This window comes from Hymenobacter sp., assembly GCF_036387835.1.
Classification (GTDB): Bacteria; Bacteroidota; Bacteroidia; order Cytophagales; family Hymenobacteraceae; genus Hymenobacter.
In genome coordinates this window covers 1-20,147 of sequence record NZ_DASVSY010000094.1, presented here as the reverse complement: position 1 = coordinate 20,147, position 20,147 = coordinate 1, and the positions used below count along the sequence as shown (strand labels likewise).

The 20,147-nt window shown below is 55.5% G+C and carries 18 protein-coding genes; 7 read left to right on the top strand and 11 right to left on the bottom strand.

Annotation, left to right across the window (positions count from 1 at the left end; genetic code table 11):
- Positions 1-2: 2 nt before the first annotated feature.
- Positions 3-1,199 carry a glycosyltransferase family 87 protein gene (locus tag VF639_RS18185; RefSeq protein ID WP_331147358.1) on the bottom strand — a complete coding sequence of 399 codons (1,197 nt, stop codon included), beginning with the start codon at positions 1,197-1,199 and terminating at the stop codon, positions 3-5.
- A gap of 265 nt (positions 1,200-1,464) precedes the next feature.
- On the opposite strand from VF639_RS18185, the gene VF639_RS18180 reads away from it, so the two are divergent.
- Positions 1,465-2,034, top strand: a complete 570-nt coding sequence (locus tag VF639_RS18180) for a hypothetical protein (protein WP_331147357.1) — start codon at positions 1,465-1,467, stop codon at positions 2,032-2,034.
- Entirely contained in the window at positions 2,027-2,752 is a 726-nt protein-coding gene (locus tag VF639_RS18175) for a DUF1990 domain-containing protein (protein ID WP_331147356.1), read from the top strand. Before VF639_RS18180 ends, VF639_RS18175 begins: the two co-directional genes overlap by 8 nt.
- 212 nt (positions 2,753-2,964) lie before the next feature.
- Here VF639_RS18175 and VF639_RS18170 read toward each other — a convergent pair whose 3' ends face one another.
- Entirely contained in the window at positions 2,965-3,636 is a 672-nt protein-coding gene (locus VF639_RS18170) for a cytochrome b/b6 domain-containing protein (RefSeq protein WP_331147355.1), read from the bottom strand.
- A gap of 185 nt (positions 3,637-3,821) precedes the next feature.
- On the opposite strand from VF639_RS18170, the gene VF639_RS18165 reads away from it, so the two are divergent.
- Positions 3,822-4,862, top strand: coding sequence for an NAD(P)-dependent alcohol dehydrogenase (locus VF639_RS18165; protein WP_331147354.1), 1,041 nt, complete (start codon positions 3,822-3,824; stop codon positions 4,860-4,862).
- A gap of 119 nt (positions 4,863-4,981) precedes the next feature.
- Here VF639_RS18165 and VF639_RS18160 read toward each other — a convergent pair whose 3' ends face one another.
- From VF639_RS18160 to VF639_RS18145, 4 genes are all read right to left on the bottom strand, one after another.
- Positions 4,982-6,535 (bottom strand): serine hydrolase, encoded by a 1,554-nt coding sequence (locus VF639_RS18160; RefSeq protein WP_331147353.1) that lies wholly within the window; start codon positions 6,533-6,535, stop codon positions 4,982-4,984.
- A 397-nt stretch (positions 6,536-6,932) separates the two neighbouring features.
- Positions 6,933-7,430, bottom strand: coding sequence for a hypothetical protein (locus tag VF639_RS18155; protein ID WP_331147352.1), 498 nt, complete (start codon positions 7,428-7,430; stop codon positions 6,933-6,935).
- A 184-nt stretch (positions 7,431-7,614) separates the two neighbouring features.
- Positions 7,615-8,850 (bottom strand): pyridoxal phosphate-dependent aminotransferase, encoded by a 1,236-nt coding sequence (locus tag VF639_RS18150; RefSeq protein ID WP_331147351.1) that lies wholly within the window; start codon positions 8,848-8,850, stop codon positions 7,615-7,617.
- Positions 8,851-8,988: 138 nt separating this feature from the next.
- Positions 8,989-9,702: a hypothetical protein gene (locus tag VF639_RS18145; RefSeq protein WP_331147350.1), complete on the bottom strand. Its 714-nt coding sequence runs from the start codon at positions 9,700-9,702 to the stop codon at positions 8,989-8,991.
- Between the two features lie 126 nt (positions 9,703-9,828).
- On the opposite strand from VF639_RS18145, the gene VF639_RS18140 reads away from it, so the two are divergent.
- The 3 genes from VF639_RS18140 to VF639_RS18130 all read left to right on the top strand — a co-directional run bounded on the left by VF639_RS18140 (position 9,829) and on the right by VF639_RS18130 (position 12,025).
- A complete protein-coding gene (locus VF639_RS18140; protein ID WP_331147349.1) occupies positions 9,829-10,356 on the top strand; it encodes a DinB family protein in 528 nt (175 codons plus the stop codon).
- 255 nt (positions 10,357-10,611) lie between these two features.
- The gene (locus VF639_RS18135; protein WP_331147348.1) at positions 10,612-11,040 is read left to right on the top strand and encodes a hypothetical protein; all 429 of its coding nucleotides are present in this window, start codon (positions 10,612-10,614) and stop codon (positions 11,038-11,040) included.
- Positions 11,041-11,161: 121 nt separating this feature from the next.
- A complete protein-coding gene (locus tag VF639_RS18130; RefSeq protein ID WP_331147347.1) occupies positions 11,162-12,025 on the top strand; it encodes an SDR family oxidoreductase in 864 nt (287 codons plus the stop codon).
- A gap of 103 nt (positions 12,026-12,128) precedes the next feature.
- Here the strand turns inward: VF639_RS18130 and VF639_RS18125 are convergent, their stop codons facing one another.
- On the bottom strand, positions 12,129-12,383 hold the full coding sequence (locus tag VF639_RS18125) for a hypothetical protein (RefSeq protein WP_331147346.1): 255 nt from the start codon (positions 12,381-12,383) through the stop codon (positions 12,129-12,131).
- Positions 12,384-13,266: 883 nt separating this feature from the next.
- Here VF639_RS18125 and VF639_RS18120 point away from each other — a divergent pair.
- Positions 13,267-13,704 (top strand): pyridoxamine 5'-phosphate oxidase family protein, encoded by a 438-nt coding sequence (locus VF639_RS18120; RefSeq protein ID WP_331147345.1) that lies wholly within the window; start codon positions 13,267-13,269, stop codon positions 13,702-13,704.
- A gap of 139 nt (positions 13,705-13,843) precedes the next feature.
- Here the strand turns inward: VF639_RS18120 and VF639_RS18115 are convergent, their stop codons facing one another.
- The 4 genes from VF639_RS18115 to VF639_RS18100 form a co-directional block, all read right to left on the bottom strand.
- Positions 13,844-14,203, bottom strand: coding sequence for a HepT-like ribonuclease domain-containing protein (locus VF639_RS18115; RefSeq protein ID WP_331147344.1), 360 nt, complete (start codon positions 14,201-14,203; stop codon positions 13,844-13,846).
- Entirely contained in the window at positions 14,203-14,493 is a 291-nt protein-coding gene (locus VF639_RS18110; protein ID WP_331147343.1) for a nucleotidyltransferase family protein, read from the bottom strand. Before VF639_RS18110 ends, VF639_RS18115 begins: the two co-directional genes overlap by 1 nt.
- A gap of 940 nt (positions 14,494-15,433) precedes the next feature.
- Positions 15,434-16,696, bottom strand: a complete 1,263-nt coding sequence (gene icd, locus VF639_RS18105) for an NADP-dependent isocitrate dehydrogenase (protein ID WP_331147342.1) — start codon at positions 16,694-16,696, stop codon at positions 15,434-15,436.
- A gap of 145 nt (positions 16,697-16,841) precedes the next feature.
- A complete protein-coding gene (locus VF639_RS18100) occupies positions 16,842-19,859 on the bottom strand; it encodes a M16 family metallopeptidase (protein WP_331147341.1) in 3,018 nt (1,005 codons plus the stop codon).
- Positions 19,860-20,147 lie beyond the last annotated feature (288 nt).

Sequence of the window (20,147 nt, the reverse complement as noted above, 5' to 3'; positions counted from 1 at the left end):
AGTTAGGCACGCATGGCAATGGGTGTAGCTTCGGCGGTTTGCCGGGCAGCAGTCAGCCGAGGTTGCCAGACACTGTAGCCTAGCAGCTGCACTTGCAGCAGCGCCCAAGCCAAGATCATGGGCACCACTTTAATCTTGTAGGTATTGAAGAAGCCACTGCGCAAGAAATGCGGATAAATATCAGTGGAAATAAGCATAGTGAAGAGCAATACCAGCACAAACAGCGCGGGTGCCACCGGGGTGGACCGACGGTACTGCAGCCACCAAAACAGAAAGCCCGCCACCGGAATAACGAAAGTAGGCGACTCGGCCATCTGATTGAATACCACCACAAAAATCGGAATCAGGGCTAGGTAAAGGCCCCGAAACTCGGCTTCGGTTCGGCGCCGCCAGTACAGAATCAAGGGAAGCAGCAACAAGGCCAGACCAGCTGCCTGAATAGGCCCTTTGCGAACATCCAGGTGAAACCAGGATGTTAGCCAGCCCATAATAGAAAATTGCGCCGCAGTAGCCGATGCCTGCACGATATCAAACCACCCCTTGTACTGCATCAGAAAGTTAGGCCACGATGTCACGAGCAAGGGCGCGACGCCTAGTAGCACTCCGTATAGTGCTCCCCACAGGATGCCCCGCACCGTGTAGGCCGGGTACAGCAGGAATAGCAGGCCAATGCCCGCCCCATAAATTTTAATGAAAAAAGCCAGCGCCACGCATAGTCCGGCCCAACCCGGTTTGCCTTCCTCCAAATTGATGTACACCCACAGCATGAGGCCAACCAGTAAGCAATTCGCCTGCGAATTGTGCAGCGCCGTCATCATATCCACCACCAGCAACAGCAGAAAAACCAAGCCGCGCCTAGGGTCTGGAAATAGCCGTCGGCCAGCAGTATAAAACACCACTGTGTTAAGTAGATTCCAGCCCAGCAACCCCAGCCAATCGGGTAGCACTGCGAATACCCCCATGAAAAGGGCAAACGTTGGGCTGTACTTGTAGGTGTCGTAATAAAGTTTGGGGTACTCCAGATAAAGATTGTTGCCAGCTAAGAGATTAGAGAAAGGCCTGGCGAAGATCAAGTAGTTGTTGTAGGAGTTAAGCCCCTTCAGATAATGCTGGGTGGTAATAATAAGGGTCAGGCCGATGAACAGTATCGCCACAAAGCGCGGAGTAAACAAAAAGCGAGGATAACGAATTGCTGGCATGCGGTCGGAAATTGTGAACGGCCAAAAGTACGACGATTGCTGACTCGGCAGGTTGGAAGTTGCTATTCCAGGAAAGCGAAAGGTGGCACCCAAGCCACTGTCTGCTCTGCCCGATCTGAAACAGGACGGGTTTATTGTTAGCCAACTAGGTTGCGGCTGTGGTGTATGAGCTACAAAGCCGCACAGCAGACTAACCTGCCAGACGTGCTGTTTAGATGCTACCCTCGTATACAGGCTATAAATCTGCTTTAGCCTAGTCTGTGTTATGTCTAAATCCGAACAACCCGCCCACACTGGCAGCGGCCCGCATTTCGAACGGCGCTACTGGGTGGATGTGCAGCATCCGCGCCAGTCGGAAGCCGAGCTCATGCAGCACATCCAGTGCCACCTGCCCGATTTTTCGCCCGATTTGCTGGCCGATTTCAAGAAGTCGAAAGGCACCTCGCACTGCCTGCAGGTAAACGACGAATACCGCATCAAGATATTAGGCCCCTGGAATGGCGACGTGCGCGCAACGGCGGTAAACTTTGATAGCTTCGAGCTGGTAACGCTGGAAAATCACCCCGAGGCTGGCCGTATTCAGTTTTCATTGCGTCCGCATGCTTCTCTGCCCCACACCATTCGGTTTGAAATCCACTCCTGGGCCCGCTCCCGCGACGGCCTCGTGGCCTTCACCTACGACACGCTAGGCATGGGCAAAAAGGTGCAGCAACAAACGTGGGAGATGTTCTGCCAGCGCGTGGCTGCCCACAGCGGCGGCCTACAACTCGGACCTATACACGTTGAAACGGTAAAGCAAGCCAATTCCGAAACGAAAGTCACCCACGATGCCTAAGCCGCAACCCCTCGACGAGCGGCAAAAAGCCCGCCTCCAAGCCTACTCAACGGCTGGCTATAACTTCGACCTGAACCGCACCCACGAGTACACCCGCGAAAACGGCTGGAATGTGGACGACTACGAAACCGAGCTGCCGCCCGAAGCGCCCGGCCCCCCCGAAGCACAAGGCGCATGGGCGGCGGCCCGCGAAGTGCTGCGCAACTACACCTTCCCGCCCCCCAGCCTCATCACCGGCATCTTCGTGCCCGACCATCCCCTGGAGCAGCGCGTAATGGTGCTGCGCGGCCGGTTCCTGGGGTTTTCATTCTGGTTCGGGGTGCGGGTGGGCGGCGTTACCGATGAGCGCCGCCCGCTGCCCGAAGGCGGTGAAGAGCAAGTGTGGGGCTACAACTACCGCACGCTGGAAGGTCACTTCGAGCGCGGCGAAATCACCTTCACCATCCATAAGAATCTGACCTCGGGCCGCGTGCTTTTTCGGATTCATGCCTTGTCCCAAACCGGCCGCATCCGCAACCCGTTCTACTGGCTTGGCTTCAAACTTTTCGGCCGGATGCTGCAAAAGCGCTTCTCCCGCCAGTCGATGCAGCGGCTGAAGGCGCAGGTAGAAGAAATGCAACAGCAAGGCTGGACTGCACCCAATGCTTCGGATGGGCCTACTGTAGCAGAAGCGTCCTCCCACGAACAAGCTGAGAAACAGCTGAATAAGGCAACGTAAAACGCAACGTTCTGAAATAGGGTCTAAGATGTGGTCAAGCTATTATTTCTGACCCCGAAGACTTTGGAAGAATTGGCGGAGCGAGCGGAAAACGGAGAGAAACAAATAAAACTAGATTATGCCCACCCCCGCTACCACAGCGAAGAAGAACACAAGGCCAAACCAGTTTATATCTTGTAGAAATAGCATGGTCTCTGAAAGCATTTGATACCCTATTCCCCGGCCGGGCCCCCGCCGTGTATCATGTCCGACACGATGCCGCGGTTCTTGGTTAGCTCGGCATATACCACCCCCACGATGTGAAAAATCGTGAAGGCCAGCACTAAATACATGGTGAAGTTGTGGACTTCTTTCACGGTATGCTCGATGCTGTGCAAGAACTCTACATCATCGGCGTAGATGAGGATGAGGCCGGTAACGACCAGCACCACGAGCATCACATAGAAGAGTACGTAAGAATATTTCACCAGCAAAGAATGACAGTTGTCTTGCAAATTGGCGCCGGCTTGGCGGAATAGGAACCGGGCCTGCCGCAGTTTTGCGCCGAAGCGTTGGGCGCCGTGCTGCGTGAACTCCAGCGCCACCCGCAATACCAGCAGCACCGACAAGGCCACACCGAGCCCGATGTGCCAGTCCCAGATGCGGTGACTAACGATGCGCGTCAGGCCGCGCACCTGTTGATTGGTGAACGTAATGCCCTCCGTGGCCAGCACCTTCTGGAACTCCGGCCCTACAGTGCGCATCTTCACAATCACGAACAGAAACAGAATCGTAGTCAGCAGCCCGGTCACGACCAGCGTGTTAACCCAATGCCAAAGGCGCAGGCCCAGCGAGTTGCGTTTCAAATTGGTAGTGGGCGCGGTGGTAGTGGTTTGGGGAGTCATCAGTAGGCTGAGAGGAAGGGGGTTGAGAAAAGGGGGTTGAGAAAGGGAGTATACGAGGTGAGCCTCTACGAGCCCAGTGAAAGACGGAACAGCTTTCTGCCTGATTCTTTCCGCGGCAAAACCTTCCCCCGCAAAAGAGGTTAAACGAATTCGTTCTGCCCATTTTTCCAAAACCAACCTTTGTAATGATAGAAGCAAAAGGCTATGCCGCTCCGGCAGCCCACGAGGCCCTCACGCCCTTTCAGTTCGAGCGCCGCGACGTAGGCCCGCACGATGTTCGTATTGAAATCCTGTTCTGCGGCGTCTGCCACTCCGACGTGCACCAGGTGCGCGACGAGTGGGGCGGCTCCATCTTTCCCATGGTGCCCGGCCACGAAATCGTGGGTCGCGTAACCGAAGTAGGCGCCCACGTCAAGAACTTCAAAACCGGCGACCTGGCCGGTGTGGGCTGCATGGTGGATTCGTGCCAGCATTGCCCCGAGTGCGCCGACGGCCTGGAGCAGTACTGCGACAACGGCTTTGTAGGTACCTACAACGGTCGCGAAAAAGACGGCTCGCCCACTTACGGCGGCTACTCCAACAACATCGTCGTGACCGAGAAATTTGTGCTGCGCGTGTCCGATAAGCTGGATTTGGCCCGGGTGGCGCCGCTGCTGTGCGCCGGTATCACCACCTGGTCGCCGCTACGCGAGTGGAAGGCCAAAGAAGGCGACCGGGTGGCCGTTATGGGCCTCGGCGGCTTGGGCCACATGGCCGTGAAGTTTGCCGCCGCCATGGGCTGCGAAGTAACCGTGCTTAGCACATCGGCCAACAAAGAAGCAGACGCCAAAGCCCTCGGTGCCCACAAGTTCGTGGTAACCAAGGACAAAGACGCCATGAAGTCGGTAGCTAACTACTTTGACCTGATCATCAATACGGTATCGGCCCCCATGGACCTGACGCCTTACGTGGCCAGCCTGCGCCGCGACGGGACCATGGTGCTGCTCGGTGTGCCCCCGGAAGCTCCGCAGCTCCACGCCTTCAACCTGATTGCCAAGCGCCGCCGCATTGCCGGCTCGCTTATCGGCGGCATCCAGGAAACGCAGGAAATGCTGGACTTCTGCGCCGAGCACAACGTCATGTCCGACGTCGAAGTCATCCGCATGGATTACATCAACGAAGCCTACGAACGGATGATGAAGTCCGACGTGAAATACCGCTTCGTAATCGACCTGGCCACGCTGTAAAAGGTGAAGTTGTGAAGTTGTGAAATGGTGAGTTTGACGTGCTGCTGGCGCAAGTGGCGCAGTTAGCGCAGACTCGCGCCAGTAGCACGTCAAACTCACCATTTCACAACTTCACAACTTCACCTCTTGCCAAACACGTACGGGTCGTACTCCACGTAGTCGTTTACGCGCAGCTCTACGGTCTTTGCTTTATTGCCTTCGACTTCAAACTTAGCGGGCATCACGCCGAATACCAGGTCGGAGTAGGTGGTGCGGAACTCTTGGCCGTCCATGTAATCCAGGGTGGCAGTGAGGCCGGGATGGGTGGGGAACTGAATGAGCAGTTGCTTGCCTTTCTGGCTGATAGAAATGGGGCCGAACAGCTTGTTCTCGAACTGGCCGGTGTAGGCGCTTAAGGGCAGCGCGGGCTTGTTCTTTTTGCCGACGCGCTCGGCCAGGGCCTTGGTGGGGTCCACTTGGGTGGCTTCAAACTGCTGTTTGCGTTTCCAGGCTTGGGTGCTGCGGTCCACGTACGGCACGCCGAGGTAGCTGTCGAGCAATTGGTAGCGCAGCATCTCGAAGAAGCTCTGGTTGTCGTTGTTGGTCAGGACGGCAATACCGAGCCCGGCTTCGGGCACAAAACACACGTTGCTGACTTCGCCCGAGGCACCACCCGTGTGCCAGAAGATTTGCTTGCCGTTGTAATCGGCCGCTTCCACGCCCAGGCCGTAGGTGATGAAGTGCAACGGGTAGATGGTTGATTTACGGCTGGTAATCACGGTATTGGCGTCGCGGGTTTTGCGCAGTGCCGCCCACGGTACAATCTGCTTGCCTTCGTAGCGGCCACTATCCAGCTGAAAGCGCAGCCATTTGGCTAGGTCTGTCACGTTAGATACCATGTTGGCGGCCGGCCCCATATTATCCCAGTTATCGAAGGGCACCTTGGCCAGCGGGCCGAAGGTGTTGGAATAGGCGTAGGCAATGTTGGGCCGTTGCGCGAAACCAGCCGAAGCTGTGTAGGTAGAAGTCATGCCGAGCGGCTGCAACAGATTTTGCTGCACGTAGTTTTCCCACGAAGTGCCCCCGGTAGCGGCCGGCACCACTTCGCCCGCCGTCACGAAGCCGGAGTTGCTGTAGCCATAGTCGCGCCGAAACTGGCCGCCGGGCTTCATCAGCCGCATGCGCCGCACAATTTCTTTCCGCTCTATGTTGGATTTAAAGAAGGCAAAGTCGCCCTGAAAGGTCTTGAGCCCGAAGTGGTGGCTCATCAGGTCGCGCACCGTCACCATTTGCGAGGCCAGTGAATCGTAAAGCCGGTAGTCGGGCAGGTATTTCGTGACTTTGTCGTCGAGGTTGATTTTCTTTTCGCCGTCCAGTTTCGCTAAGGATGTGCCCGTGAAGAGCTTGGTGTTGGAGGCAATCATGAACAGCGTGTTGGCGTCCACGGGCTCGGGCTTGCCTACTTCGCGCACACCGTAGCCTTTCTGCACCACCACTTTGCCGTCTTTCACCACTACCAGCGCCAGCCCCGGAATCTGCCATAGCCGCATCCCGCGCCGGATGTAGCTGTCGAGGCTGTCGGTTACGAAGCGGTTGGCGGTGGAAGGTGTATTCTGAGCCAGCGCGGCCGGCGCGCCGCTCAGCAGCAAAGAAGCGGCCAGCACGAGGCGCGAAGAGAAAGAGGGGAGAGGCATAAAACGAATACAGGAGTTTTTGAGACAGAAAGCTACTCAAGGAACTCGAATCAAGGCATATCAAGCCAACATTGCGTGCAGTAGACAACTTTTGCTACTTCCGCAAGGATTTTTCCAGGTAGGACGCTGATGCTGCGCGTTGTAGTAAGGCAATGAAAGAAGTAACGCGAAGCTGTACTTCGCGAGGCGCGTGCTCACACCTGCTCAATCCGCGCAGCCAAGTTGTGCAACGCCTCGCGAAGTACAACTTCGCGTTACCTCCTTTATTCTGTGCTGCTACACTTCCGAAAAAATGGGTTCCTGTTGTAGCGCAAAGCTGTTCCACGCGCTCAACTCATATGTGCATTACAGCAGTTACCCCGCTACTCAGCCACTCAGTTACTTGCGAAGCCCTTTCCTACTTCTCCACCGGATACCGGAAAGTGCCTTCCATAGTCAGCCGTTTGCCGCTGCGGCCCGACTCACAGACAGTACAACGAAAAGACCCCGCCAGCCAATGCCGCTCAGCATTGATGGCCGTGATGGTGACCGAACCCGGATTATCCGCGCACGACTTCGAGTACGCCGCGGTGTTGCCGAAACGGTAAGAGGCATCCCGGTTGCGGCCACTCAAGATTTCCTGAAAACTATAAGTGCCTGTTTTCAGCGGGAATCGGTCGATAAGAATGGTAAGACCTTCGCCGTCGGGGTCGTCGGCCCGAATCACGTTGAGGGTGAGCGTGTGGTCTTGGCTAAGGAAAAAGCGCGAGCTAACGGTGTCCGCTTTCACCGGTTGTCCATTCACGCGCAGCGTGAGGCTCCGTACCAACGACCGGGCCGGCACGGTTTGGGCGAGTGTCGGCGCGGCGCCTAGCAGCCAGATACCAGCTAAACAGAAAAAAGCAGCGTGTTTCATGAGCATTGATTCAGACAAGAATCAGCCCAAAAGATAACGCAAAGCGCGACAATGGCAGTAACGCGAAGTTTCACTTCGCGAAACGTTGAACGGCGCCGTTGCATGAATGCAGCTCTAATCGTTCAATGCTTCGCGAAGTGAAACTTCGCGTTACAGTTTATGCCAGCAACACAGTGCCAGCCGCTCAACTACTAACTACGGCCGCTTCAGCCGATACGGTATCTACTGCTAGCCGGCCCGGATACTGCTGCAAGGCCAGCGCCAGACAGTCCATAGCGCGGTTGATGGTAGTCTGATTTACCACATAAGCCAGGCGCACTTGCTGGCGACCCAAGCCAGGCGTAGCGTAGAAGCCAGCGGCCGGCGACACCATCAACGTCTCGCCTCGGTGCTCGAACTCCTCCAGCAGCCACTGCGCAAACCGGTCGGTATCGTCGATGGGAAGGTGGCAGAGCACGTAAAACGCCCCGCCGGGGATGGGGCAAACCACACCGGGCATGGCCCGTAAACGAGCCACCAGCAAGTCGCGGCGGGCTTGATATTCGGCTTTGGTGAGGTCGAAGTAGGAGTCGGGAAGGTCGGTAGCGGCTTCGCCGAGAAGCTGCGCCAGGCCGGGGGGGCTCACCCGCATTTGCGCAAAGCGCAGAGCCGCCTCTTGTAGCTCCTTGTTTTTGGTTACGAGGGCCCCAATCCGTGCTCCGCAGGCACTATAGCGCTTCGAGATGGTATCGAGCAGCACTACGTGTTGGTCGGCGTTGGGCAGGTGCAGGGCGCTGATGTAGGGGGCGTCGTAGCAGAACTCCCGGTAGGCTTCGTCGGAAAGCAGGAATAAGTGGTGCTTACGGCATAGCTCCAGCACCCCCAGCATTTCCTCGTGCTGGTACACGTAGCCCGTGGGGTTGTTGGGGTTGCAAATCATGATGGCGCGCGTGCGGGGCGTAATCACCCGCTCGAAATCGGCGAGCGGGGGCAGCGCAAAGCCATCCTCGATATACGACGTAACCGGCACCAGCGTGATACCCGCAGCCACGGCAAAAGCTGTGTAGTTGCCATAGAACGGCTCGGGTACTACCAACTCGTCGCCGGGGTTGAGGCAGCACATCAGCGCAAACAGAATAGCCTCGCTGCCACCCGTCGTTATCAGTAAGTCATCGGCCGTTACATCAATTCCTACGCGCTGATAATAGTCGGCCAGCTTGCGGCGGTAGCTCATGTGCCCCGCACTCGGCGAATACTCCAGCACGCGGATGTCCACCTGCTGCACCGCCGCCAGCACCGCCGGGGGCGTTTCAATATCGGGCTGCCCGATGTTGAGGTGGTGCACCGTCAAACCCCGCTGCTTGGCAGCGTCGGCGAAGGGTGTCATTTTACGAAACGGAGAAGCCGGAATGTTCTGGCCGCGCTGTGATACGTGCAACATGAATACAAAGGTAACCGGGCCTGGCTAGAAGCCCACCGTCCATCGAGGGAAAAGTATTTGGCCGACGACTTCACCTCCTAACTCCCTCCCTTTTGGAGAGGGGAGCTAGGAGGTGAAGTCCCGCGCCAGGGTCACTCCTTACGCCGATAACTCGCGGGCCGGATCGCGCACAATTAGCGTGAGTGTGGTTTGCACGTAGTCGTTCATTTTCACTACCGGCGTTTTACCGAGGCTGTCGAAGTCGCCGTTGATATCGGTGAAGCTGATAACCTGCGTGAAGAGCGGCTTGTCTTCCACGTCTTTCAGCAGGCCGCCCACCACGCCGCCAAGCTGCAACAGCAGTTCCGCGGCGCGTAGGGGCGCATTGGCAATTACGCGCACCACTTCCGTGACTAAGTTGCGGTAGTCGTCGGAGTTGCGGGCTTGCTCCATCACGGCGGCCGTGTCGCGCAGGCCTTGCTTGCTTTTCAGCACCGAGAGCAGCACGTGTACCTGCGAGGGCACGGGCCCCTCGGGGGTGGTTTGCTTCCAGTAATAAGCGGTTTTATCGACGGGCAAATCCTCTTCGTCATCGATGCGGGCGAAACCCGACAGGGTCAGAGTTTGGGGTTCCAGATTCAGGTTGTCGAAGACGACGAGCAGCAGATACACGTCGGCAAAGCCCGGGAAAGGCCACACCTTGGCCGTACGGTTGTTCTTCACCAACACCCGCGACAAGCGTACTTCCAGCCCCGTTACGGTTTGCGAATCCGGAATACCCGGCTCTTGCTCTTGCGCCCTGGTAGCCGCTGGTGGTGTCGCCGGCAACGATACAGTTGAAATGAAAGCATCGGTTATTAAGTCGAGAGCCATAGCAAAGCAGGTAAAAATGAATCGTTGAAAATGAAAACTAGCGCGCTTCAAACAACTTAAACCGGAAGGGGAACTGCCAGCCGCATCTTTCAACCAACAAGCCCACCTGGTTCCGGTTACGTACCCATGACATCTTCTCCTACACCGCAATCCGAATTCTGGTTGCGCGGTCCGCTGCCCGAGGTGCCGCCTTTGCTTCAGCCCGTAGCCCACGCCCTACTGCAAGCGCGGCAGGAGGTGGAAACCGCCCTCCACGACTTCCCCGACGCACTTCTAACAGCTCGCCCCGCTGGGGTGGCGTCCGTCGGCTTCCACCTGCGCCACCTGGCTGGCGTGCTGGACCGGATGCAAACCTACGCCCGCCAAGAGGTACTCACCGAAGCCCAACTAGCTTACCTCGCCGGCGAAAACGCGGTGCCTACCACGCCCGGCAGTACCGCGGCCCTCGTGCAACATTTCGGCAAGCAAGTAGACCAGATGCTGGCCTATCTTCCCACCGTGCCCGAGGCTACGCTTTCTGATTTTCGGCCGGTTGGTCGTGCCAAACTGCCGAGCACGGTTATCGGCTTACTGGTGCACGCCGCCGAGCACACCACCCGCCACGTAGGGCAGCTGCTGGTAACGGCACGGGTAGTGCGCGCCGGATCAACTTAAACGTAGCAACCTTCGCTTACTGCACATCGGGCAAAGTGTTCGATTGGTTGTTGTCTTGTTCCTGACGTTTGTGGCCTAAGACTGTGCCGACACCCATAAGAGCGGCTACTGTAAGGCAGTCAGCTTCTTGTTGGTTATGGATAACGAGGAACACGATATCAGCCGTAGAATAGCAGGCTTGGTCGGAAGGGTTTAGTAGAAATTATTCAGTGGCTCGGCTCTCGTATGTTTCAGAAGCTCCTTTCTTATTTCTCGATGGCCAAAAAGACACCAGACAAGCCAAGCCAACCCGTAGCAACCGGTACCACCCTTGCCGAGTGTCAGCAGCAGCTGTTGCAACAGTTGAAAAGCGGACAATATGCCCTTTCTTCTGCTGACAAGGAAGGCTACCGGACCCTCTGCTACTACCGGCAGGCGTTTCTGTACGCCTCAGTCGGCGACGAGGGCACTAGCTTGCTGCGGCTGTCCGACGATGAAGGAGTGTTGGCGCATGTGGGTCAGAGATGCAACAGCAAGTTGGTGCTGGAAGATGGTAGCTACCGTTGGAGCTACGACCTAACCGAAGCGGAACAGGTAGAAAGATGGCAGGAAGTTCTGGCGAAACTGACGCCCTTTACCGAGTCGAGTCAGCAATTTGTAGCCAGGGTGCTGCAGGAATTTGCTGCGCTAGCCGACCAGAAATAAAGTGCTTTCCAGGGTCGTAGAAACCATATTCCTAGGGCATTAAGCAGGCACAAAGTGCAGACTCCACAGTAACCTGCTGCCGAAATCAGCGTTGGTAAACAACCACTCTTCTACCAACGCTATGGAAACGAAACCAACCATCCTCCCCCCGCAGGCGCAAAACCAGCAGCCCGGCATCGAGCAGGAAATGAAGCCCCGGCCGGAGTATATCCGCCCCGGCTACAAGGGCAGCGACAAGCTGCAAGGAAAAGTAGCCCTTATCACGGGCGGCGACTCCGGCATCGGACGCTCTATTGCGGTGCATTTCGCCCGCGAAGGGGCCGATGTAGCATTTGTCTACCTCCCCGCCGAGGAGGAAGACGCCTACGAAACCCGCCAAATGGTAGAGCAGGAAGGCCGCCGCTGCCTCACCCTGCCCGGCGACCTGCGCGACCCGCAGTTCTGCCAGTCCATCGTCGACCAAGTGGTGCAGGAGCTAGGCGGGCTGAACATCCTCGTCAATAACGCCGCCGAGCAGTTCGTGAGCAAGGACCTAACGGAAGTATCCGACCAGCAATTCGAAGATACCTTCCAAGTCAATTTCTTCTCGCAGGTACGCGTGACCCGCGCCGCGCTGGCCCACCTCAAAGAAGGCGACAGTATCATCAATACTTCGTCTATCAACGCCTACCGCGGCAACCAGCAACTCGTGGATTATACGTCCACCAAAGGCGCCATCACCGCTTTCACCCGCTCGATGGCACAGCAACTGGCCGAAAAGAAAATCCGCGTCAACAGCGTCGCCCCCGGCCCCATCTGGACCCCGCTCATTCCCGCCAGCTTCCCACCCGAGAAAGTAGCGTCCTTCGGCAAAGACACCACCATGAAGCGCCCCGGCCAGCCCTCCGAGGTCGGTCCCTGCTACGTATTCCTAGCCTCCGACGATTCCACTTACATCACCGGTCAGGCCCTGCACCCCAACGGCGGCGAAATCCTGAATACATAATGGTGGGGTAGTTTTGCTGAAAAGCACCGCCTTTAACGCAAAAAAAGCCTCTCCACGTAGGAGAGGCTTTTTTGTTGCTTGTATTTCTAATGGTCAGGCCAGCTTACTGGCCGGTAGTAGTACCCGTAGTGGTAGAGCCAGTGGTAGCCGCGCCATCGGTGGTGGTGCCCTCCGAAGTGGTAGGAGCGGTAGTGGCGCCGGCGCTTTCGGGGTTGGTGTTGGCGTCCGGAACAGTTTGGGTGGTGTCTTCAGTCACGGTTGCGTCGGCTTGGCCGGTGGCGGCTCCTTCTTGGTTGCCGCCGCACGAAGCGAATGTGAACGAAGCTGCGGCCAGCAGGAGAAACAAGGCGTTTTTCATAGTCGGGTTTGTATAGTAAGCAGGATGTCAACGAAGAACTGAGCTGCCAAGCGGCAAGCTTCAGTACTTGATACCAGCCACTGCCCGTAGGTAACCCATTCAACCCGTCCGGCGCCTGACAAGCCCACACGGCAAAGCCACAGATTGAAGGCAGCCAGGTGAAGAGCAGCAAATCTGTAATACCTGGAAATGCAAAACCGACTCCAGCAAAAAGCTCTGGAGAGAAGCTTTTCGTTGGAGTCGGTTTGAGTTGCGCTGTAGAAGAAGGATTCGAACCTCCACGGTGTAGTTAGCCGGCCGCCGGACCAGTTTTTCCCGAATCACCACCCCCGAGAGAGGAGGGTATGTCTGCCAGTTTCATCATTCTACAAGATGAGTCCCGCGCCGTTTGCGTTGGAGTGGCACAAATGTAGGACTTAAATTTTATTAGTCAACCCTGGAACTAAAAAAGTAGAAGAAGTTCCTGAAAAAGAGCACCCTAAACGAAGCAGTTGTAGCTGCTTCAAGCTGCGGAAGAGGGTTGAGGTATAACCTATCTGTTTACGCTGCTAGAAAAATCAGAATCAAAGCCGCCACCAACCGCCAAAACCCATTTTCAAGTGGGCTCATAAGCCAGATGAAGGGGTGATAACGCTAAACTCAAGTAAAGCAACAGCGCGGACATCCTCGTAAACAGAAGCACCCCACTTAACAAAGTTAATGCACTGAAACGCACGTTTTCAAAGAATTGGCGCCTGCATAAGCAAGCTTGACATTAAAGTAGAAACAGCGTGCTGTATCCTTCTTATGCGTGTTGAGCTACTACTATGTGCACGCTCAGTTAAAGGGGCCAACAGCAGCCAGCGGGTGCCGGAAACTACTGTGCAGGTGGTGCTTGCGCGCCATGCTCACCACGCAAGAGCAAGACGGCGACTTCCACACTCGCCCCATGTACACGCACGGACTGGACGAAAACAGCACCATCTGGTTTTTCACCTACGACAACTCCCGCAAGGTGGAAGAAATCCAGCGTAACAACCGAGTCGGCATCGGCTACGCCGAAAACGACTCGGAACTCTACGTAACCCGCGCCGGCACTGCCGAAGTCACCCGCGACGAGGCTAAAATCAACGAACTATGGAATGATGGCCTGAAAGCGTGGTTCCCCAAAGGCAAAGACGACCCCAGTATCACGCTCCTCAAGATCCGGCCGCACCAAGGCGAATACTGGGACAAGCCCGGCGGCAAAGTCAATACCCTCTTCCAAATGGCCAAAGGCGCCCTCACGGGCCAACCCGACGACAGCCAGCGCAACGAGAAGTTCGGCGACGAGCCACTGTAGTAAGATTAACTTGCTATTGCTACAAGCAAGAAAGACTCCTGCTTAGGAGCCTTTCTTGTTTACAAGCTGAAGGTGACGCGCTCAAGTACAACCAATTGCCCTCTTGACTAAAGTGAAGCTAGGCTCTCATTACTGTTGTCTATTGCGGTTGCTGTTTCTCTGCCGCAATAACCGCCAATACATCCTGATAGTTGGCGGGTAGATGCAGAGTAGCAACGCGCCATACCACAGCATGATCGAGCCCAAAATACTCGTGGGAAATGCGGTTGCGCATGCGGTACATCTGTGACCAAGGCAACTGTGGCCAAGCTTGTTGCACCTGTAAAGGCACTTTCTTCGCCGCCTCACCGATGACTTCAATGTTGCGAACAACTGCATCTACAATCAACTCATTGGTGCGGAACTGCTCGAAATCTAATCCGGCGCAGTAGCGGGCTATGCGTTCCATAGCTTCCTGCATATCCTCTAAGTAAAGCAAGTAGGAGCGAAACGTAGCCATCAAACGTACTGTACCTGAGCCAGAATGCTATCCCGCAACTGCCGCTTCAGAGCATCAGGCGTGACCAGGTCTACCTTGCGGCGCAGGGCATTTTCCAACAGCTCTTCCAACTCGAAAAACTCCCAGCCTAACGGCTCCGCAAACTCGGCCAGAATATCTACGTCGCTCTCCGGGCCAGCCTGCCCGGTGGCAAAAGAGCCGAAATAGCCCAGGCGCCGCACATGGAACCGCTCAGCCAACAACGGCATCAGGTCGCGGAGAGTGGCTTCAAGCTGCTGGCGGGTTTGCATGGTGGAAGATACAGAGATTAATGTATAAAGTATTCCTTATTATACATCGTTACGAGCTATGCTGCAATAAATTCGCATAATTAGCGGAAAATAATCAATTCATGTGATGAATTAGTAGTTTAGATAAAGAGTTAGTTAAGTCTCGGATATATATAGAAAGTGTGTTGTCTGCTTGGTGGTTAAAATGCGACTCGCTGTATTTATTCCTTGTGTTATTGATCAAGTTCGCCGTACTAATTATTGAATTAGTGACTTCTTCAGGATATATATTTAAGCCGTGTATGTATACTTTTATCTCTCTGGCCATTTCTACTATCTCATTCATAGATTGTTGAGCGGGAATATTTTTGATAATAAATGATTTGAATAGCCCCTCTATGCAAGTATAGCACAGGGTAATTGCACGTTCGTGATTGGTAGCCGCTATGGCTTCATCAATGTTGCTAAACATTCCATTGAGCCTGCCAGCGCTCCATGTATCCTTCGAAACAACAGCTTGACTAACGGTTTGCTGACCTAATAGAGCTAAACGCACTTCTTTAGCCTCCTCCGGATATTGATCTTGAACTTCCTCTATAATTCTCTCAAGGATTGTAATACGCCTTTCATCTGTTTGATCTCTTAATACATCATAGAAGAATTCGCGACGGCTATTGCCTTTGCCTTGCTTGTCTCTTTGCGATAAAAATTCCTTATAGTGAGGAATAGTAGAATCAAGTTGCTGAACTAACTTTATGAATTTACTACCAGAAAAGTAGGCTTTGTCTTCAACTCTAGGCTCAAAGGGAAAACATTTATTACTTCTTCAGTTCTATTATATTCTCTGTTGATTATAGGGAATAGTAAATAAAAAGCCTTTATCCAAGAATTATTCATAAGCAGAGAAATAAAAGGACCACCTGCAATATATTGCAGGTGGTCCTTTATACTAAGATAAATACTACATCCGGGCGATAATCTCGTCGCCGAACTCGCTGCATTTCAATAGGGTCGCGCCTTCCATCAGGCGCTCGAAGTCGTAGGTGACGCGCTTGGAGGCGATGGCGGCTTCGAGGCCCTTATAGATGAGGTCGGCGGCTTCTTGCCAGCCCAGGTGCTCAAGCATCATGGCGCCGGAGAGGATAACTGAGCCGGGGTTTACCTTGTCTTGGCCAGCGTACTTGGGCGCGGTGCCGTGGGTAGCTTCAAAGATGGCGTGGCCGGTCATGTAGTTGATGTTGGCGCCCGGCGCGATGCCAATACCACCCACGATGGCGGCCAGCGCGTCGGAGATATAGTCGCCGTTCAGGTTCAGGGTAGCTACCACCGAGTATTCGGCGGGACGGAGCAGAATTTGCTGCAAGAAAGCATCGGCAATGCTGTCCTTGATGAGGATCTTGCCGCCGTCTAGCGCTGCTTTCTGCTGCGCATCGGCTACTTCCTGGCCCTGTTTGGCTAATACCCGATCGTACTGACTCCAGGTGTACACTTTGTCGCCAAACTCACGCTCGGCCAGCTCATAGCCCCACGTTTTGAAAGCGCCTTCCGTGAACTTCATAATGTTGCCTTTGTGCACGATGGTCACCGAAGGCTTTTTGTGCTCGATGGCGTAGAGGATGGCCGCGCGCACCAGACGCTCCGTGCCCTCTTTCGAAACCGGCTTGATGCCGAACGAAGACGTATCAGGGAAGCGAATCTTTTTCACGCCCATCTCATCCTGCAGGAATTCCAGCATTTTCTGCGCCTGGGGCGTGCCGTTCATGTACTCGATACCCGCGTAGATGTCTTCGGTATTTTCGCGGAAGATCACCATGTCGGTCAGGTTGGGCTGCTTCACCGGCGACGGAACCCCTTCAAACCACCGGACGGGACGCACGCAGGCATACAGGTCGAGTTCCTGGCGCAGGGCCACGTTCAGGGAGCGGATACCACCACCTACGGGGGTAGTCAGGGGACCTTTGATGCCCACGAGGTATTCGCGGAAAGCATCTAAAGTTTCATTGGGCAGCCAGTTGTTGGTTTGCTTAAAGGATTTCTCGCCGGCCAACACTTCTTTCCACACCAACTTGCGCGAACCACCGTAGGCTTTTTCTACGGCCGCGTCAAATACTCGCACAGAGGCCGCCCAGATGTCCGGACCCGTACCGTCGCCTTCAATAAAAGGAATTGTAGGCTGGTCGGGTACATTCAGCTTGCCGTTTTTGATGGTGATTTTTTCTGCCATTGGGGAAATTGTCAGTTGTTAATTGACGGTTATTGGTGTTTGGTTTTTAGTGCGTGGTGCCTAGTGCGTGGTGATTTGTTGGCTGGGTCGTTCTATTTCGTTGAACGTCCTGTGCACTACGCACCAAACACCAGGCAAGAGGAAGTCAATAGCCGAAAATCTCTTTCAGCGAGAGTTGCTGGAGCTGGCCGTATTTGGCTAGCTCCTTGAAATTGAGGCGGTCTTTAGAACCGATAACCAAAATGGTCTGGTTCTGGCCTTTCACGCGGGCCTGCTGAAACTTCTGCAGGTCCGCGAAGCTCATATTGGGGGTTTGCTCGTACACGTCGCGGCGCAGGTCGTAGTCGAGGCCGAGGCGTTTGGCGCGCTCGTAGCTGAACAGGATGTCGGACTTGGTGATGCGCTCGGTGGCAATGCTGTTGCGGATGGCGTTCTTGGCGATTTGCAGGTTGGCTTCGGCCACGGGCATGTCGTTGAGCAGCGAGTTCATGCCGGCCATGGCTTCCGGCAACTTGTCGCTCTGCGTACCGATGTAGCTGAGGTTGTAGCTGCTGCGGCCTACCTTATCGGCGTTGGCAAAGCGCGAAGAAGCCGAGTACGCCAGCGCCTTGCTTTCGCGTAGCTCCTGAAATACGATGCTGCCCATGCTGCCCCCGAAATACTCGTTGTAGAGGCTGGTCGTTGGCACAATAGACTTGTCGTACACCGGACCTTTCGAGAGGAACAGAATTTCGGCCTGCACCATGTTGTAATCCACCCAATAGACCTTGCGTGAGTTCATAGGCTGCTCGGCAAAGTCCTTGTTGGCCGGCACCGGCGTGAGTTTGGCGGGCGTCTTGTGCAACTCGTTGAGAGTGCGCCGTATACCACTTTTGTAAAGAGATGTATCCGTTCCGACAACCTCCATTTCATCTCCCAAAAGCCGCGGCCCGTAGTACAGCACGCGGTGCTGATACGTCGGGATGCTCTTGATGAGGGCCGTGAGCTGCTCGGGTTTCAGGGCCTTTAGCTCTTTCTCGCTGAGCTGGCTGGTGAAAGGGTTTTTGGGGCCGTACTTGGCGAAATTCACCATGCCCTGGCTCAGAATCACCTGCTTGTTGAGCTTGGCATCCTGGCGCGACTTCAACACGCCGGCCACCATGTTCTTGAGGGCTGCCGCATCAGGATTGGGAGCCGCCAGCAAGGCTTCGAAAAGCTGCAAAGCCGGCTCCATGTTGCTGTCGAGGCCGCTGAGGCTGACGAAGATGCGGTCCTGGCCGCTGCTGACGGCGAAGGAGCAGCCGAGCTTGTAGAACTCCTGTTGGAGCTGCGCCGCGTTGTATTTGCCGGTGCCGAGGTACTGGAGGTAATCGGCGGCGAGACCAAGCTTGGGGTTGTTGTTGGTGCCCAAATCGAGCACGTAGTAGAGGTTGAAGAGGTTGTTTTCGGTGTTGCGGGTGTAGAACACCGGGATACCCGAGGCCAGCTTCGTCTCCTGAATGTCTTTCTTGTAGTCAACAAATACCGGTTGCAATTCCGGCGTGCTGATGCTGGTGACCTGCTTGTAGAACTCGGAGGCAACTTCGCGGTTGACGGGCACGGGCGTAATGGCGGGCTTCACCACCTTCACCGTGTTTGGGTCTTTGCCGGTGCGCTTATATACCAGCGCGTAGCCGGGGCCGTAGTACTGGCTGGCCACGCGCATCACTTCTTTCTTGCTGATGGTGGCGAAGTCGTCGACCTGTTTGAGGTAGTCTTTCCAGTCTTCGCGGGCCACAAACGCCGCCACAAAGGCACCGGCGCGGGCCTCGTTGCTTTCGTAGCTTTTAGTACGCTGCAGCTTCTCGTTGTTGACAATGGCCGGAATCAGCCATTCCGGGAAGTCGCCCTGCTTCACCTTGTCGAGCTGCGCGAGCAGCAAGTCGCGCACTTGCTCTAGCTTCTGCCCTTGGCGCGGCGTGGCGTAGAGGATGTGCGAGGAATAATCGTTGTTGATATCGGTAAAGGAAGCGGCTTGCAGGACCGTCTGCTTCTGGTTCAGGTTGAGGTCAATCAGGCCGGCCTGGCCGTTGCTCAGGATTTTGTCGACCATGCGCAGTACCAGCGCCTCACGGGAGGTAGTGCCTGGAAAGCGGAAGCCAATCATCACGTTTTCGGCATCGGGACCTACTACTTCCTTCACCAGCGGGGCGGTGAGCGGCGCTTCCTGAGCAGGCGTAAAGGCGGGCACCGGCTTGTTTTGCAGCTTGCCAAAATACTGGTCGATGATGCGGATAGTCTGGTCGTAGTCCAGGTCGCCGCTTAAACACAGGGCCACGTTGTTGGGCACGTAGTACTTTTCGAAATACCGCTTAATCTCCGTAATAGACGGGTTTTGCAGGTGCTCGATGGTGCCAATGGTGGTTTGCGTGCCGTAGGGGTGCTTCTGGTAGAGGCTGCGGTTCAGGGCTTCGTACTCTTTCGAGAAGTCGTTATCGAGGCCGCGGTTTTTCTCTTCGTACACGGCCTCCAACTCGGTGTGGAACAGGCGCGGCACCATCTCACCGAGTCGCTCACTTTGGATAGCCGCCCATTTCTCGATTTGGTTGCTCGGAATGTCTTCCTGATACACCGTTTGCTCTACCGACGTGTACGCATTGGACCCCTTGGCCCCAATGGCGCCCATTACTTTGTCGTACTCATTGGCAACGGCATATTTGGCCGCTACACTGGAAATTGAATCGATTTGGTGATAGGTGCGCTTGCGGGCGGCGGGGTCGTTGCGCTGGCTGCGGTACTGTTCGTAGAGCGCCTCAATCTTATCTAGTTCGGGCTTTTCGGTTGCCCAATTCTGGCTGCCGAGCTTGGAGGTGCCCTTGAACACCATGTGCTCTAAATAGTGCGCGAGGCCGGTGGCCGTGGCGGGGTCGTTTTTAGAGCCGGCGCGCACGGCCAGATACGTTTGAATGCGTGGCGCGTCGTCGTAGTCGGAGAGGTAAACGGTCAGGCCGTTGGCCAGGGTGTAGATGCGCGCCTTGAGCGGGTCGCCTTCCACCGTCTGGTACTTATAGTCTTTCTGCTGCTGAGTTGGGGCCGGGGCGGTGGGCGCCGTAGAAGCTGCGGTGGCTGTGGGCTTACTGGTTTGGCATTGGGTGAGGCCGAGGGTCGCCAGCGCTGGAATTAGAAGCAGAAAGTTTTTTTTCACAGGTCGACTGGCGCAGGCAGTAAGCAGGGCGGAGGAATAAATGGAGTCAAAGATAGGAGGCCTAACCTGTAATAAAAAGCTTCAGCCAACCCTAAACCACCCCCCGCCGCCTCGAAGTGCGAAAATTTGCGTATGAGAATCACGGATTTATAGCGGTTTCAAGAACGGTGTACGTGATATCCACAGTGATTGAACCACGCTTTGGCGTCTGCGCTCGTAATCCAACCCACGGCGGTCTGGATGGCGGCTTCGAGTGCTTCGCGGGTGCGGGCCTGGGCTTGGCGCAGC

What these genes read in the sequence shown, in the direction of transcription:
- VF639_RS18185 (WP_331147358.1), bottom strand. Translation starts at nt 1,199, where the DNA reads ATGCCAGCAATTCGTTATCCTCGCTTTTTGTTTACTCCGCGCTTTGTG.
- VF639_RS18180 (WP_331147357.1), top strand. Translation starts at nt 1,465, where the DNA reads ATGTCTAAATCCGAACAACCCGCCCACACTGGCAGCGGCCCGCATTTC.
- VF639_RS18175 (WP_331147356.1), top strand. Translation starts at nt 2,027, where the DNA reads ATGCCTAAGCCGCAACCCCTCGACGAGCGGCAAAAAGCCCGCCTCCAA.
- VF639_RS18170 (WP_331147355.1), bottom strand. Translation starts at nt 3,636, where the DNA reads ATGACTCCCCAAACCACTACCACCGCGCCCACTACCAATTTGAAACGC.
- VF639_RS18165 (WP_331147354.1), top strand. Translation starts at nt 3,822, where the DNA reads ATGATAGAAGCAAAAGGCTATGCCGCTCCGGCAGCCCACGAGGCCCTC.
- VF639_RS18160 (WP_331147353.1), bottom strand. Translation starts at nt 6,535, where the DNA reads ATGCCTCTCCCCTCTTTCTCTTCGCGCCTCGTGCTGGCCGCTTCTTTG.
- VF639_RS18155 (WP_331147352.1), bottom strand. Translation starts at nt 7,430, where the DNA reads ATGAAACACGCTGCTTTTTTCTGTTTAGCTGGTATCTGGCTGCTAGGC.
- VF639_RS18150 (WP_331147351.1), bottom strand. Translation starts at nt 8,850, where the DNA reads ATGTTGCACGTATCACAGCGCGGCCAGAACATTCCGGCTTCTCCGTTT.
- VF639_RS18145 (WP_331147350.1), bottom strand. Translation starts at nt 9,702, where the DNA reads ATGGCTCTCGACTTAATAACCGATGCTTTCATTTCAACTGTATCGTTG.
- VF639_RS18140 (WP_331147349.1), top strand. Translation starts at nt 9,829, where the DNA reads ATGACATCTTCTCCTACACCGCAATCCGAATTCTGGTTGCGCGGTCCG.
- VF639_RS18135 (WP_331147348.1), top strand. Translation starts at nt 10,612, where the DNA reads ATGGCCAAAAAGACACCAGACAAGCCAAGCCAACCCGTAGCAACCGGT.
- VF639_RS18130 (WP_331147347.1), top strand. Translation starts at nt 11,162, where the DNA reads ATGGAAACGAAACCAACCATCCTCCCCCCGCAGGCGCAAAACCAGCAG.
- VF639_RS18125 (WP_331147346.1), bottom strand. Translation starts at nt 12,383, where the DNA reads ATGAAAAACGCCTTGTTTCTCCTGCTGGCCGCAGCTTCGTTCACATTC.
- VF639_RS18120 (WP_331147345.1), top strand. Translation starts at nt 13,267, where the DNA reads ATGCTCACCACGCAAGAGCAAGACGGCGACTTCCACACTCGCCCCATG.
- VF639_RS18115 (WP_331147344.1), bottom strand. Translation starts at nt 14,203, where the DNA reads ATGGCTACGTTTCGCTCCTACTTGCTTTACTTAGAGGATATGCAGGAA.
- VF639_RS18110 (WP_331147343.1), bottom strand. Translation starts at nt 14,493, where the DNA reads ATGCAAACCCGCCAGCAGCTTGAAGCCACTCTCCGCGACCTGATGCCG.
- icd (WP_331147342.1), bottom strand. Translation starts at nt 16,696, where the DNA reads ATGGCAGAAAAAATCACCATCAAAAACGGCAAGCTGAATGTACCCGAC.